We start from the raw sequence: 15,691 nt of genomic DNA on the forward strand, positions 1-15,691 counted from the left end.
CGTGCGCTTCCGCCACCCCGACGGCTCGCTCATCCACCTCGCCTACTGCACCAACGTCCACCCCGCCGAGACCCTCGACGCCGTCGTCGCCCAACTGCGCGACCACTGCGAACCCGTCCGCCGCCGCCTCGGCCGCGACCGTCTCGGCATCGGACTCTGGCTCGCCAAGGACGCCGCCCTCACCCTGGAGAACGACCCCTGCGCCATCGGTGCCCTCCGCGCCGAACTCGACCGGCGCGGACTGGAGGTCGTCACCCTCAACGGCTTCCCGTACGAGGGCTTCGGCTCCCAGCAGGTCAAGTACCGCGTCTACAAACCCGACTGGGCCGACCCCGAACGGCTCCGCCACACCACCGCCCTCGCCCGCATCCTCGCCGGACTCCTCCCCGACGACATCCCCGAGGGCAGCATCTCCACCCTGCCGCTCGCCTGGCGCACCGTCGCCGATCCGGCCCGCATGGAGACCGCCCGCACCGCGCTGCGCACCCTCGGCGAACGCCTCGACGCCCTGGCGGACATGACCGGCCGCTCCCTCCGCGTCGGGCTCGAACCCGAACCCGGCTGCGTCATCGAGATCACCGCCGACGCCCTCACCCCCCTCACCGACATCGCGCACCCCCGCATCGGCATCTGTGTCGACACCTGCCACCTCGCCACCTCCTTCGAAGACCCGCACACCGCCCTGGACGCCCTCGTCCACGCCGGTGTCCCCGTCGTCAAGTCCCAGCTCTCCGCCGCCCTCCACGCCGAGCACCCGCACCGCCCGGAGGTCCGCGAGGCTCTCGCCGCCTTCGCGGAACCCCGCTTCCTGCACCAGACCCGCACCCTCACCGCCACCGGACGACACGGCACCGACGACCTCGGCGACGCCCTCCAGGACGGCTCGCTGCCCGACACCGCGCCGTGGCGCACCCACGTCCACGTCCCCCTGCACGCGGCGCCCGCCGCGCCGCTCACCTCCACCCTCCCGGTCCTCAGTACCGCCCTGACCCGCCTCGTCGGCGGCCCGCACCCGCTCACCCGCCACCTGGAGGTCGAGACCTACACCTGGCAGGCCCTCCCCACCACGCTCAGACCCCGCACCCGCGCCCAGCTCGCCGACGGCATCGCCGCCGAACTCGCCCTCGCCCGCGACCTGCTCACCGACCTCGGTCTGAAGGAGCTGCCGTGACCCCCCGCCCGGCACCCCTGCCAGAGCCCGCGTCCCATCGATCGCCGCCCCTGCCAGAGCCCGCGCCCCACCGACCCACGGCGCCGCCCCGGCCCGAATCCAGCCGCCCGACACCCCTCCTCGTCCTGGACGTCGTCGGCCTCACCCCCCGTCTCCTCCAGCACATGCCCCACCTCCGCGCACTCGCGACCCAGGGCTCACGTGCCCACCTCGGCACCGTCCTGCCCGCCGTCACCTGTGCAGCGCAGTCCACCTTCCTGACCGGTGTCATGCCCGCCGAACACGGCATCGTCGGCAACGGCTGGTACTTCCGCGAGCTGGGCGACGTCCTGCTGTGGCGCCAGCACAACGGTCTCGTCGCCGGGGACAAGCTCTGGGACGCCGCCCGTCGCGCGCACCCCGGCTACACCGTGGCCAACATCTGCTGGTGGTACGCCATGGGCGCCGACACCGACATCACCGTCACCCCTCGTCCCGTCTACTACGCCGACGGCCGCAAGGAACCCGACTGCTACACCCGACCTCCCGATCTGCACGACGAACTCACCGCGAAGCTCGGCACGTTCCCCCTCTTCCAGTTCTGGGGACCCGGCGCCGGACTCGCCTCCAGCCGCTGGATCATCGACGCCACCCGCCACATCCAGCGCACCCGCCACCCCGACCTGACCCTCTGCTACCTCCCGCATCTCGACTACGACCTCCAGCGCTACGGCCCCGACGACCCGCGCTCCCTCACCGCGGCCGCCGACCTGGACGCCGCGGTCGCACCGCTCCTGGACGACGCCCGCGCCGAGGGACGTACCGTCGTCGTGCTCTCCGAGTACGGCATCACCCGGGTGGACCGTCCCGTCGACATCAACCGCGCCCTGCGCCGCGCCGGGCTGCTGGAGGTGCACACGCAGGACGGCATGGAGTACCTCGACCCGATGGCGTCCCGTGCCTTCGCGGTCGCCGACCACCAGATCGCCCACGTCTACGTGCGCAGCCCCGAGGACCTCGACGCCACCCGGGCAGCCCTCGCGGACCTGCCCGGCATCGCGCAACTCCTGGACGACGAGGGCAAGAAGGCCCACCACCTCGACCACCCGCGCTCCGGCGAACTCGTCGCCGTCGCGGAACCGGACGCCTGGTTCACGTACTACTACTGGCTCGACGACGCCCGAGCGCCCGACTTCGCACGGCTCGTGGAGATCCACCGCAAACCCGGCTACGACCCGGTCGAACTCTTCATGGACCCCCTGGACCCCTACGTCAAGGTCAAGGCGGCGGCCGCGCTGGCCCGCAAGAAGCTCGGCATGCGCTACCGGATGGCGGTCGTACCCCTTGACCCGTCACCTATTCGGGGCAGCCACGGGCGCCTTCCCGCGAGCGACGACGACGGTCCGCTCCTCATCTGCTCCACCCCCCGTGCCGTGGGCGACCGCCTCGCGGCCACCGATGTGAAACCACTCCTGCTCCGACTCGCAGGTCTCACCTGACGATCCGTCACCAGACCTGCCCTGTGCACCTGGTCCCCAGTGAAGCACTCACCACCGACAACGCCCGCCCACACCCCGGAGTTCCCACATGAGCCGCATTTCCCGCAATGACCCCGAACTCACCCACCGCCTCTCCAGAAGGGGCATGCTGGGCGTCGCCGCGGGCGCCACGGCCGCCGCGCTGCTGGGCGCCGCAGCGGGTCCCGCCGCCGCGAGCACCACCGCGCCGACCGCGTCCTCCCTCGGTCGCGGTCGCCCCGTCCTCCCGCCCGGCCGCCTCGGCATCCAGCTCTACAGCCTGCGCGACAAGGTCGGCACCCTCGGCTTCGCCCCCGTCTTCGCCGAACTGGAGAAGTACGGCTACGACGAGATCGAGTTCGCGGGCTACACCCAGGGCTCGGCCGGACCCATCACCCTCGCCCGCCTCAAGCGCCTGGCCAGGGACCACGGTCTGACCCCGATCGGGAGCCACGTCGGCTACTACTCCGACGACCCCAACGCCTACACCTTCGCCCAGAACCTCGACCAGGTCCTCGACGACGCCCAGGCCCTCGGACTGAAGCACATCGGCACCGCCTCGGGCCCCTTCCGCTACGGATCGACCGTCGACGCCTGGAAGCGCGCCGCCCAGGAGTTCAACACCTACGGCGCGGCGGCCAAGGCACGCGGCATGAAGTTCTACCAGCACAACCACTCCGACGAGTTCGCCTTCGCCGCCGACAACCCCAAGGTCCGCCTCTACGACGTCCTGCTCGCGGAGACCGACCCCGACCTCGTCCACCTGGAGATGGACATCTACTGGGCGTACGCGGGCCAGTTCCGCTTCTCCAAGCGCCCCGACGGCACCCCCGCCCCCTTCGAGCCCCTCGACTACGTCCTCGCCCACCCCCACCGCTACCCCCTCTTCCACGTCAAGGACGGCATCAGCGACCCGACCAACGAGTTCGGCTACCGCATGACGGACGTCGGCGACGGCGACATCGACTACCAGCGCTTCATCTCCGCCGTCACCCACCTCCGCGGTCAACGCCAGTCCCACCACTGGCAGACCGAACACGACAACCCCACCGACTCCCTCCGCTTCGCCCGCCGCTCCAGCGCGTACCTGCACTCGCTGCGCGAGAAGTGCTGACCGGAGACACCACGCACGCCCCTCGCCCCCGAGCCGCGGCCGGCCACGGCCCGGTTCCCGGCGATGCCGAACACACGACGGACGCACGGCACTTGAGGTGACTCGGTGCCGTGCGTCCGTCGCGATCACGAGGTCCTGCCGGGGTGGAACGGATCCCGCCCGTCCGTGGAACGGCTAGGCGATGGTGCCCACGTGCATCGAGCCGTCGGGCAGTCCGGCCGTGTAGGTGTCGAAGATGTCACCGTTGCTGTCGATGTTCGTGGCGTACGACCACGCGCCGGACGAGCTGCGGGTACGGTCCCAGACCCCGGAGCCCGGCACGACCGCGTCGACGTGCAGGGAGCCGTCCGGGAGGGCGGACGCCGACACGGAGGCGACGTCACCGTTGGCGTCGATCTGCGTGGCCGCACCGGCCCACGTTCCGGCGGAGCTGCGCGTGCGGTCCCAGACTCCGGAGCCCGGCACCACCGCGTCGACGTGCAGCGAGCCGTCCGGGAGCGCCGTCGAGGCGAGGGCGGAGATGTCGCCGTTGTCGTCGATCTTGGTGGAGGAACTCCAGGTGCCGGAGGTGCTGCGGGTGCGGTCCCAGATCCCGGAGTTCGGCACGAGCGACTGGACGTGCAGGGTGCCGTCCTTCAGACCGGAGGCGGCCAGCGCGGTGATGTTGCCGTTGGAGTCGATCTGGGTGCTGGACGACCAGCTCCCGGACGCGCTCCGCGTGCGGTCCCAGACACCGGCGCCCGGTACGAGGGTCTGCACGTGCAGGGTGCCGTCGGGCAGCGCCGCGGCCGAGACCGCGGTGATGCCGCCGTTGGAGTCGATCTTGGTGGCGGCACCCGCCCAGGCGCCGGAGGCGCTGCGGACGCGGTCCCACACACCCGAGCCCGGGACGATGGTCAGCACGTGCACGGTGCCGTCCGGCAGCGTGGCCGACGCCACCGCGGTGACGGCGCTGTTGTCGTCGATCTCGGTGGCGTGCGCGTCCCAGCCGCCCGAGGCGCTGCGGGTGCGGTCCCAGACGGTGCCGGTCGGGGTGACCGGGTCGTCGACGATGTTCTGGTACCGGTACGCGTCGTAGTTGCTGGTGGGCCAGCCCTCGATGCTCGACCAGTTGATGTTGGCGTGGGTCGGGCCGTGGGTGGGGTCGTTGGGGTTGCTCTCCGCGTAGTACGTGAAGTCGCCGTTCGTCTTGTTGGTCCACCCGGCGAAGAGGAAGGTGTGGTCGGCGGTGTAGTCCATGATGTCGCCGGGCTTGAGGCTGGAGTAGCTCTCCTTGGTGGAGACGCTCGGCAGGGTCTGCGTCACCAGGGCGGACGACAGGTGCCAGGCCATCGAGACGTAGCCGGAGCAGTCCTCACGGTAGATACCGCGATAGCCGCTCTGGTTGTACGGCACATGGGCGTCCACCCAGCTCTGCGCCCGGTTGAGCACCTCGCTTCTGGTGATCGGGCCGTCGACGCTGGACTCGGCGTGGGCGGGCAGGCCGGACGCGAAGGTCGTGGTGGCCATGACGGCCACGAGGACGGCCAGGGCGCGCAGCCGGGAGTTTCGGGACTTGGGCATGGTGAACTCGCCTTCGGTGAAGGAAACAGGGGTGGAATCGCGGTTACATGTGCTCGGCGATGGTGGACAGTTCCGCCCGGTCGCCGGAGTCCTGGTGGTGCGGGTCTGCCGTGGCGAGGACGCCCGGCTCGGTGTACTGCACGACCGTCAGGACGGTCCCGCGCCTGACGACGTAGTAGTGGTTGGTCTGCGGACCGGGCATGGAGATACCGGCCACGGCGGTCCAGGAGCGCGAGTAGGCGGTGCCGCCGGTCGTGGACGCGGTCTTCGTGACCACCGCGTCCTGCGGCGCGCCGTGCTCTGCCTGGAAGGCGCGCAAGTCGTGCGGGCAGCCGTCGAAAGCGGTGAGCAGCTTGCGGTAGGCGGCGTCGGCGCCCGAGGCGGAGGTGAAGGTGAACGTGTCCTGGATGGCAGGGTTGTTCGCCTTCCCGGCGTAGCCCTGCTGCCGCCAGCCGACGGCCCCGTGCACCCAGCCGCACTCGCTGACGCCCACGTCGTGGGTCGTCTGCCGGGTCCGGGGCGGACCCACCGCCTTCCAGGCGGAGCGATGCGCGTCGGGCAGCTTCGCCGCGGGCAGCGCGTGCACGGTGCGCGTGGTCCTGGTCGTGGGCCCGGACGGGGATCGTGACGCGGAGGGGGAGTGGGACGGGGAGCGGGAGGCGGACGCACTGCGGGACGGGGCGGTGGGCGGACCGCCGGGCGTGGTGGCGGCCGTCCAGTCCTCTGGTCCCGTCGACTCCGCGGCGACCGGAGCCGCCGTGGCGACGGGCACCGTCGCGGCGGAAGGATCGGGGTCGGAGGCGTATCGGACGGCACCCACGGCCGCCGCCGCGGCGAGCGGCACTGCGGCAAGGGCGACGACACGGAGACGGCCTCGGGCGCGGCTGAGCATGACGGATCTCCTTCGCGGGCGGCGGGAGCCCGGCAGGAGAACCTGCGACGGGCACGCGTCACCGGCGTGCCACGGGGGCGGTGCCGGTCGACGGAGCGGTCCGCGGCTTCAGTCTTCGCCGGGAGCGCCGAGAAGAGACTGGCCGTCATGTGTGCGTCAGCGACAGGGGTTTGACCTGGACAGATACGTCCCGGGACGGTTCCGGCCGCGAACGGGGCGGACCGGGACCGGGCGCGATCCGGATGTGACGGAGAGCGGGCGCGGGGGAGAAGCTGCGCAGGGGAGAGGTGCGGTCCCAGGGGAACCGGCCCGTCACGAGGGCACACGGGGGAGGGGCGGTACGAACCCGAGCGGAAGACGGGAGAAGGTCGCGGCGGGTCGGCCCCGGCTCAGCCGAGCCAGCCGCGCTGTGCCGCGCGCACCCCCGCCTCGAAACGGCTGCGCGCGTCCAGGCGTTGCATGAGACCGGTCGCGATCCGGCGGGCGGTGCGGTGCGAGACACCGAGGCGTTTGGCGATCGCCTCGTCCGTGTGGCCGTCGGCCAGCAGCTTGAGTGCCGCCTCCTCGGTGTCCGTCAGCCCCTCCGGGCCGCGCCGGCCGTTCTCACCGAGGGGCTTGGCGGACTGCCAGATCCTGTCGAACAGCGCGCACAGCGCGGTCAGGGTGCCCTGGCCGCTGAGCACCATCGCGCCCGCCGCCGAGTCGTCGCTGCTGAGCGGGATGACCGCGTGCTTGCGGTCGATGATGATCAGCCGTGTGGGCAGGGTCGCCGTGGTACGGATCTCACCGCCGCGCCCGCTCAGCCATTCGAGGTACTCCTGGGTGTGGGGACTGTTGCGCACGCTTTCGAGGTAGACGGTGCGCAACCGCACGCCGCGCTCCAGCAGCGAGCTGTTGAGCGGCCGGGCCGCCGCGATGGACTGGGGTGTGTGCTCGCCGTCCGGGGCGAGCGTCATGACCTCCCCGACCACTTGACGGGTGAGCCGCGTCAGCCGGTCGCGGATCTCGTCGATGCCGGTGAGCTGCTCCACGCCGGGGGCGGCGAAGGGGCGCAGTGCGGCGTGCTCGGCGATCAACTGGGCGGCTGCCGCCCGCGAGGTCGCCACGCGCTGCTGCTGGGCGGCGACCTCGGCCTGCTGGCGGGCGAGCAGCAGCTCCAGACCGACTTCGGGGCTGACGGCGTGCAGGGCGTCGGGCGTCTCGTGCGAGTGGCGGACCAGGGAGAGTTCGCTGAGCCGGTCGAGCGCCCGGCGTACGTCGTCCGCGGCCAGCTCCAGGCGCGCCGCCAACTCGGCGACCCCATCGGCGCGCTGGGCGAGCATGGCCCGGTAGACCGCTTCTGCGACCGGATCGAGCCCCAATGCGGTCAACATGCGTCCCCCCACGGTCGGCAATGGGCATTGAATGATCTTCACGGGATCATCGCATGGCACGGTCGACCGTGATATATCCACGGCGCGGTGTGGCCTTTTCCGGCCTCCGGTACAACCGTCCAGGCTCGGCACGTTGCTTCCGCCAGCGCCTTGTCGTGAGTGTTGACCGGTATGTATCTCGTTCACGCCCGACTGTGCCCGCCCGAGAGAGGCATGCCCCTGTCGCCCATGGCTCCGGGTCTGCTGCGTGCCGCCGCCCGCCCGGAGGACTGCCTGGAGCACGTCAGCCTTCACCCAGGCGCCGAGCCCTGCCCGGTGGCCGGGTTGTGGCTGCGCGTCCTGTCGCTGCGCGAGGCCGAGCGGACGGCGGCCGCCCTGTGCCTGCGCGCGCTGGCCACGGCACCCGAGTTCGCCGGGTGGTCGCTGCTGCGCGCCGAAGTGCCCCTGCTGGCCCCTTCGGGCCACAGCCTCTTCTGGCCCGGCGACGCCCCTTCCGAAGGCTCTGACCAGGGCGGACAGTAGTCCCAGGCCGCAGGACGCGTCACCGCGGGACGTGTCCGAGGCGGCCGCCTTACGGACCTCGTAGGGCTCGCTCTCCCTCAACGCTCCCCATCCGGAAGGAAGTTCGCCATGCCCGCGTTCCGTCCCGTCGCCGCCGCGGTCGCGACCCTCGCCCTCGGACTCGCCGCCCTCGTCGGCGTCCACACCGCCGACACGTCGTCCGTCGCCTCCACCGCCGTCGCCGCCAAGGGACACTCGGCCACCGCCACGGTCGAGCACCCGGTCGGTACCGCGGTGAACCCCCGCGACATGATCTGGCAGTGAGGGGCGCACAGATGACCTCCTCCACGTCACCCTCCACGCCGTCCTCCGCCCCCTTCTTCCGGCTGCCCTCCCGGCGTTCGCTCCTGCTCGGCGGCATGGGCGCCGCCCTCGGGCTTGCACTGCCGCTCGGCGGCAAGGCCCGCGCCGCCACCGCACCCCCGGTTCTCGTCGGCGACCAGAAGGCGCGCAAGGTGCTGCTGCTCGACTCGGCGAAGACCACGTGGGACCCCGCGAACGATCCGTCGGTGGTGCAGTGGTCCTTCACCCCGGACGGCGACTCCCGGTACGCGGACCTTCAGCCGACCTCCAGCTTCACCTACGTCAGCGAGGTCAAGGCGCGCACCTCGGGCGGATCCACGCTCGTGCTCGTCACCGCCTCGTACGGATTCGCGGCCGTGGTGGAGTACCCGACCGGCAAACGGCGTTGGGCCGGTCTGGTCGCCGGTTCCGGACCGGGTGACGACCTCAACCCGCACAGCATCGAGCTGCTCCCGGACGGCAATGTGGCCGTCGCGTGCAGCAGCGGTAACGCCGTCCGCGTCTACGCAGCGTCCCAAGGACCCACCGCGACCGACTACTTCACCACCCCGCTCACCACGGCGCACGGCGTGCACTGGGACTCCGGCGCGAACGTGCTGTGGGCGGTGGGCGGCAGCAAGCTCGCCGCGTACACCCTCGCCGGAACCCCCGCACAGCCCGTCCTCACCGAGAAGACCTCCGCCTCCGTGGACCTTCCCACGTCCGACGGCCATGACGTGGGCGCCGTCACGGGCTCCTCCGACCTGCTGTGGGTGTCCACCGGGTCGGCGCTGTACCAGTACTCCAAGTCGGCCCGCACCTTCACGCCGTACGGCGGCACCGCCTGCGGCCGCGGTCCGTGGGGCGGTGTGAAGGCCGTGAGCAACTACGGCGGCACCGTCCTCTTCACCAAGCCGGACGGCGACCTGAGCCCCAACTGGCTGACCCGCTACGTCCGTGACGCCTCCGGCGCGGCCGCCCCGTACGCGCTCGCCGACGGTGGCGTCTACAAAGCCCGCTGGTGGCAGCCGTAGTCCGCTGAACCGCCGTTCCCCCAGCCCTCTTGTTTGTCATGTGCACGCATGTCTTGGATTGAGGAGAGTTCCGTGCTCGTCCCCGCAGCCCTGCGCACAGCGGTACGCAGATCCCTCACGGTCACCGCCACCGCGGCCGTGCTCACCGGCGTCGCCCTCCCCGCCGCCCACGCGGCCGAACCGGCGAAGTCCCGGGCTCACTCCGTCACTTACCGCGGCCACCACTTCACCGTGCCGGACGGCTGGCACACGGTCGACCTCGACCGCGACCCGCACGCCTGCGTGCGCTTCGACCAGCACACCCTCTACTACGGCACCCCCTCGGCGGACCAGAACTGCCCCGCCCACGTCGTCGGCCGGACCGAGGCGCTGCTCGTCCAGCCGACCGGGTCCCGGGGCGCCGGGCAGGCGCGCACGGACAAGACAGCCCACCAACTGGCCGCGTCCGACGACCGGATCCAGCTCACCGGCACCTACAAGAGCGACCCCCAGCTCATCGAGGACATCGCCACGGACGCGGACCTCACGCCCGAGGCGCCTACCCCCACCCGCCGAACGGCACCCACGGGTCGGCTCGCGCCCGCCGCGCTCACCGCGGCGGCGGTCTCCAGCGCCACCACCCGCTACACCGGCAAGGGCTTCGACGCCTGCGCCGCGCCCTCGGCGAGCACCATGAGCACCTGGAACAGCGCGTCCCCCTACGGCGCCGTCGGCATCTACATCGGCGGGGCATACCGAGGCTGCAGCCAGCCCAACCTCACCGCCTCGTGGGTCTCCCAACAGGCGTCCGCCGGTTGGCACTTCCTCCCCATCTACGTCGGCGTCCAGGCGAGCGGCATCAGCTCACCCACCTCCCAGGGCACGAGCGCCGCCGAAGACGCCGTCACCCAGGCCGGCTCGCTCGGCTTCCCGGCGAACTCGGTCCTCTACTACGACATGGAGGCATACAGCCCCTCCACCTCCTCCAGCGTGCTGAGCTTCCTCTCCGCCTGGACCAAGGAACTCCACGCCCAGGGCTACAAGTCCGCCGTGTACAGCAGTTCCACCTCCGGCATATCCGACCTGGCCGACCACTACGGCAGCGGCTACCAGATGCCCGACGTCATCTACGACGCCCTGTGGAACGGCAACGCCGACACCGCCGACCCCGCCGTGCCGTCCTCGCTCTGGGCGAACCACCAGCGCGTCCACCAGTACAGCGGCGGCCACACCGAGACCTACGGCGGCGTCTCGATCAACATCGACTCCGACTACCTCGACGTCGCCCCGGCGGGGTCCACCGTCCCGCACGGCACCGTCTGGGACCGCACCCGCGGCTCCTCGGGCACCTGGGCGGGCAGCGCGAACGAGGTCGACGACAACGACGCCATCACCGCCGTCGCCTCGACGGCGCTGCCCGACGGCACCCTGCACACCTTCACGGTGGTGCCGGGCTCCGGCGTCTGGGAGCGGGTGCGCAGCGCCTCCGGCGACTGGGCGACGAGCGCCGTCAAGATGGACGACAACGACAACATCACCGCCGTGACCGCCGCCGCGCTGAAGGACGGCACGCTCCACGTCGACGTGGTCGTGAAGAACTCCGGCGTGTGGGACCGCACCCGCACCACCGACGGCACCTGGACGGCGGCCGCGAAGATCGACGACAACACGTCCATCACCCGGATCGCCGCCGCGGGCCTGACCGACGGCACCCTGCACCTGGAGGCTCTCGTGCCCGGCTCGGGCATCTGGGAGCGGGTGCGCGGCGCCTCCGGCACCTGGCAGACCGCCGCCGCACAGATCGACAGCAACGGCGACATCACCGCCCTGGCCACGGCCGCGCTGCCCAACGGCACCCAGCACATCGAGGGCGTGGTGCCCGGCTCCGGGATCTGGGACCGGGTCCGCACCGCCGCGGGCACCTGGCAGAGCTCCTCCCACCTCGACACCAACGGCGACATCACCGCGGTGAGCGTCGCCGCGCTGCCCGACGGCCGTATGACCGTCGACGCGGTGGTCCCGGGGTCGGGCGTGTGGGACCGCGCCTACAGCGCCGCCGGCGCCTGGCAGGCAGCGGCGACGAAGATCGACGCCAACAGCGACATCTTCGCGGTCCAGTCGACCGGGCTGCCGGACGGCACGGTGCACCTCCACACGCTCGTCTGATCACCGGTCCGCCGGTACGTGCCTGGACGCCCCTCCGCGTCCGGGCACGTACGCGACGGGCCCTGCCGCGCGGTCACCTACGCTCGAGAACTCCCTTCCTGGGCCAGCCGCAAGCTCAACAGCGTGATTCATGAGGGATACGGCCGCTTCGACCGTCACCTCCGCTTCGACAAGCTGGAGCGGCTGCCGGCCACCCGCGGCGTGTACCTGGAGGACGTCCAGGAGATCCCAACGCCCCGACACACAGCCTGCATTGGCAACCCGCCTCCCAGGTGTCCGCCATGGTGTGCCGGTCTCCTGAGAAGGGCGAACGCCGCCAATCCAGCCCCCGCGCCGTCTGTACGGCATGACATCCCGTTGGCAGCATGACGTCGGGACAGGGCACGGCAGGTGAGGGGTGGGTGCATGGGGGCGGACGAGATCAGGTCTCAGGGCTTCAACCTGAACGAGCTGTTCCGTGACGTGACGTACGAGATCGACTACTACCAGCGTGACTACACCTGGGGCGAGGAAGAAGTCCGCACCCTGCTGCGGGACTTGTGCGAGTCGTTCCGGAACTGGTCGGGCGACTCCCTGTACCGGCGCCGCCCGCACACCGCGCCGCAGTACTTCCTCGGCCCGTTCGTCTATCACGAGCCGTCGAGGAACCGCCGCTACCTCGTCGACGGCCAACAGCGGTTCGTCACCCTGCACATGCTGTTCCTCCAGTTGAGGCTCTGGGCCCAGGAGGCCGGGGACCCGCAGACGGTCGACCAGCTCAACCGGGTGATCACGACGGACGGAAAGCACTTCTGCGTCGGCATCACCGACCACGACCCCGTCCTGCGCGCCATCAGCGAGGGTCGTAAGTACGAGACGGGGACGGGGGATTCCCTCTCCCGCCGCAACCTGTGGGCACGCAGCCAGCAGATGGAATCCCAGCTCGTGGAGGAACTCGACGCCGAGGAACTCCACCACTTCACCGAGTGGTTGCTGAAGCGGGTGGTCCTGGTCGGCATCCGCGCCGCCGGTCCCGACCACGGCTACCGCATGTTCGAGACGATGAACGACCGAGGCGCTCGCCTCACCGCCGTCGACCTGCTCAAGAGCCACCTGCTGTCCAACGTCGGCGCGGGCGAGGAACAGCTCAACGCCCAGTGGCAGGAGATGCTGCGGGAACTCTCCACCGACCGCGACGACCCCCAGGCGGCCTCCCGCTTCATCAAGGCGTACCTCCTCGCCCGCTGCGCACGCGAGGGCGACGCCGACGACCGCCGCCAGATCACCACCAACCTCAACGTGTGGGTACGCCACAACGCCGCGCACCTCGGTCTGATCACCGGCCGTCCCGACCGCTTCCTGGAGTTCGTCCAGCACCTTCTGAACTCGGCCCGCCTGTACCGCCCCTTCCTCGCCGCCACACGCACGCTGAAGAGGGAGGGCGACCGTCTGGAGACGGTGTTCTACAACGAACGCAACGGACTCGGCGCCCAGTCCGTCGCCGTCCTCGCGGCCATCGACCCCGACGACCAGCCCACCGACGCCAAGGACAAGTGCCGTCTTGTCGCCGCGTACATCGACCGGTGGTACGCCCTGCGCATCCTGCAGGACCTTCCCGTCCAGTCCGCCGACACCGACTCCCTGGTCCACTCCGAACTCGTCCCTCTCCTGCGGAGATGCCGCACGGTGAGCGACGTCGCCTCCGCACTGGCCGGACTCGTCGCGGACGACGGGGGAGCGATACGCGACGCGGTCACCCTGGGGCTGCGGGGCAACAACGCCCACCAGATCCGCTACCTGCTGGCCCGGGCCACCGCCTATGTCGAAGACGCCTGCCGACGGCCGTACGACGTGCTCGACTACCTCGACCGGGAGAAGTTCCACATCGAGCACCTGTGGGCCAACCATCACCACCGGGTGCGCCAGGAGATACCCGACAAGGTCGTCTTCCGCAGCCTGCGCAATCAACTCGGCGGACTCGGCCTGCTGATGGGGCGCGAGAACTCCAGCCTCAACGACCTTCCCCTCACCGAGAAGATCGCCCACTACGCCCGCGGCAATGTCCTGCTGGGCATCATGGCCGACGGGTACGACCGCCGGAACCCGGTGCTGCGCGAGTTCATCAAGACGCACCAACTCGACAAGCTCCTGCGGCCGTTCGGCGCCCGGGACACCATGACCGCGGTGATCCGGACACGCCAGGACCTCTACCTGCGGCTGTTCGAACACATCTGGGAACCCGGGCGACTCGGTCTGCCCGTCCCCACACCACCCGCTCCGAACGGCACGGCGCCGACCGCCGCTCCGGTACGCGAACCGCAGCGCAGAACGGCCGCGCGAGGGCGCCGCACCCAGGTCGCCCAGATGATCCAGGCTCAGGTCCTGAAAGCCGGAACCCGCATCGTTCTCGCCTACCGCTCCACGGAGCACTGGGCCACCATCGACGAGGACGGAGGCATCATCCTCGCCGCGACGGGCGGAACCCCCTACGGCCGCGTCGACGAAGCCGGAGCCGTCGCGCGGGGCACCAAGACCTGCCAGGGCATGAACGAATGGCATGTCGAGGACGAGACAGGCGCGCGGATCAGCCTGAGAACCGTACGAGACCGTGCGGTGGACGCCGGGCTTCTGTAGCCCGGGAACAAACGCCGCCCGGCGAAATCCACTTGAAGAACACCCGTACGATCATGACAGCCTTACCCGGTGATTTTCGACCTCTCCCCCTGTCATCTGACCTGGGCCGACGTGGACCCTGCCCGCCACCCGTTCGACGCCGGGGCGGCGGAGCGGACGGTGCGGTCGCTGGGTATCGCGCGGCGGGTGCCGATCCGCCCCGACGTCCGCTTCGCGGACCCCGCGATGAGCGACTGGACCTGGGAGAAGGGGGCGCCGTGGGCCGACGCGATGTCGCACGCTCTCGCCGAGCGCTACGGGCGGTGGACCGTGGGGTGGCGGTGGGGGCACGACGAAGGGGACTTCGACGGGGGACCGGTGGGGAGCTGGTGCTGCCCCCGGGATTCGATCACGACGCCGGAGGAGACGCTCGACCGGGTCGTCGCGGCGTTGTGCGAGTGGCGGGAGTGGCTGGAGAGTCTCGCCGGGTGGTTCGAGGCGTACCCGCTGGACCTGGCGGATGTCGACGAGCAGCGGATCCTGTGGGAGCGGGTCGCGCACAACCTGATCGTGCTGGTGACCGACCGCACGGGCTGTGGCAGCGGTTGGCACGGGCACTGTCATCAGGTGCTCGGCTGGTTCCTCGGCCGCTGGGGAGTCGCGCCCGAGCGCGCGGAGGAGATGGTCGAGGAGGCCATCGGCGGCCGGTTCATGAGCTGGACCGGTCCCGACACGGAACTGGTGGAGGACGTCGCAGAGCGGCTCGCGCTGTCGCTGCGGCCGGACGACGCCGTACGGTCCGCCACCGGACCCGTCCCGGACCACCTGGAGCGGTGGCTCGCCGTACGCCGGACCGTGCCGTGGCACGAGGCTCCCGACAGGGGCGGGGACGGACCGGTGACCCCGGCGCGCGACGGCGCGGCGGAGGACATCCGCCGCTTCGACACGGCCGTCGACGCCACCCGCGCGCAGGGACTGCTCGCCGCCCTGGAACTGCTGCGCGCCGACGCGGCACGCGGCGCCTCGCTCGACTTCGAACTGATCCAGCGCTGGCAGCAACACATCCTGAGCACACCGGAGTTGCCGCAGTTCCGCGACCTCCCCGCCTTCGCCAAGAACGGCCGGGAGCGGTACGGCTTCGGCCCGGACACCCGTGCCCGTCTCGACACCTGCCTGGCCGAGAGCGCGCCGGACACGACGCACCCTCTTCCCCTCACCGCCCGGGCCGCACGCGCGTACCTCGACATCTGCTTCTTCCACCCCTTCGACGACGGCAACGCCCGATCCGCCTTCCTCACCCTCGTGTTCGTCCTCGCCCGCGAGGGCGTCGCACTCGACGAGGTCGGTCTCCTGCGCCGCGTCAGCTTCCGGGCCGACGACCCCGAGAGCGCGCTGGTCCTCGCCCGGTACCTCGACACGCACCTCGCGGAGACCAGGCGCAACACCGCCGCTCCGGACGCCTAGCGGG

Annotated in this window: 12 protein-coding genes; 9 read left to right on the forward strand and 3 right to left on the reverse strand. The window is 71.1% G+C overall.

The annotated features are described in order from the left end of the window. Position 1: 1 nt before the first annotated feature. From eboE to IF655_RS22865, 3 genes are all read left to right on the forward strand, one after another. Positions 2-1,171, forward strand: a complete 1,170-nt coding sequence (eboE, locus tag IF655_RS22855; RefSeq protein ID WP_199586951.1) for a metabolite traffic protein EboE — start codon at positions 2-4, stop codon at positions 1,169-1,171. Between the two features lie 164 nt (positions 1,172-1,335). Continuing rightward, positions 1,336-2,649, forward strand: coding sequence for an alkaline phosphatase family protein (locus tag IF655_RS22860; RefSeq protein ID WP_374100316.1), 1,314 nt, complete (start codon positions 1,336-1,338; stop codon positions 2,647-2,649). 88 nt (positions 2,650-2,737) lie between these two features. Then, a complete protein-coding gene (locus IF655_RS22865) occupies positions 2,738-3,781 on the forward strand; it encodes a sugar phosphate isomerase/epimerase (RefSeq protein ID WP_199586952.1) in 1,044 nt (347 codons plus the stop codon). A gap of 174 nt (positions 3,782-3,955) precedes the next feature. Here the strand turns inward: IF655_RS22865 and IF655_RS22870 are convergent, their stop codons facing one another. From IF655_RS22870 to IF655_RS22880, 3 genes are all read right to left on the reverse strand, one after another. Then, a complete protein-coding gene (locus tag IF655_RS22870) occupies positions 3,956-5,344 on the reverse strand; it encodes a hypothetical protein (RefSeq protein WP_199586953.1) in 1,389 nt (462 codons plus the stop codon). Positions 5,345-5,387: 43 nt separating this feature from the next. Continuing rightward, on the reverse strand, positions 5,388-6,236 hold the full coding sequence (locus tag IF655_RS22875) for a hypothetical protein (protein WP_199586954.1): 849 nt from the start codon (positions 6,234-6,236) through the stop codon (positions 5,388-5,390). 389 nt (positions 6,237-6,625) lie between these two features. Then, a complete protein-coding gene (locus IF655_RS22880) occupies positions 6,626-7,609 on the reverse strand; it encodes a helix-turn-helix transcriptional regulator (protein ID WP_199586955.1) in 984 nt (327 codons plus the stop codon). Positions 7,610-7,822: 213 nt separating this feature from the next. On the opposite strand from IF655_RS22880, the gene IF655_RS22885 reads away from it, so the two are divergent. The 6 genes from IF655_RS22885 to IF655_RS22910 all read left to right on the forward strand — a co-directional run bounded on the left by IF655_RS22885 (position 7,823) and on the right by IF655_RS22910 (position 15,687). Continuing rightward, positions 7,823-8,131: a hypothetical protein gene (locus tag IF655_RS22885; protein WP_242488876.1), complete on the forward strand. Its 309-nt coding sequence runs from the start codon at positions 7,823-7,825 to the stop codon at positions 8,129-8,131. A gap of 108 nt (positions 8,132-8,239) precedes the next feature. Next, complete coding sequence (locus IF655_RS22890) at positions 8,240-8,434, forward strand: hypothetical protein (RefSeq protein WP_199586957.1); 195 nt, start codon at positions 8,240-8,242, stop codon at positions 8,432-8,434. 11 nt (positions 8,435-8,445) lie between these two features. Beyond that, on the forward strand, positions 8,446-9,486 hold the full coding sequence (locus IF655_RS22895; protein WP_199586958.1) for a DUF6528 family protein: 1,041 nt from the start codon (positions 8,446-8,448) through the stop codon (positions 9,484-9,486). Between the two features lie 72 nt (positions 9,487-9,558). Further along, on the forward strand, positions 9,559-11,631 hold the full coding sequence (locus IF655_RS22900; protein ID WP_199586959.1) for a glycoside hydrolase domain-containing protein: 2,073 nt from the start codon (positions 9,559-9,561) through the stop codon (positions 11,629-11,631). 405 nt (positions 11,632-12,036) lie between these two features. Continuing rightward, positions 12,037-14,244 carry a DUF262 domain-containing protein gene (locus IF655_RS22905; RefSeq protein WP_199586960.1) on the forward strand — a complete coding sequence of 736 codons (2,208 nt, stop codon included), beginning with the start codon at positions 12,037-12,039 and terminating at the stop codon, positions 14,242-14,244. Positions 14,245-14,313: 69 nt separating this feature from the next. Further along, complete coding sequence (locus IF655_RS22910; RefSeq protein ID WP_199586961.1) at positions 14,314-15,687, forward strand: Fic family protein; 1,374 nt, start codon at positions 14,314-14,316, stop codon at positions 15,685-15,687. Positions 15,688-15,691 lie beyond the last annotated feature (4 nt).

Source organism: Streptomyces sp. DSM 110735, assembly GCF_016482685.1.
Lineage (GTDB): Bacteria > Actinomycetota > Actinomycetes > Streptomycetales > Streptomycetaceae > Streptomyces.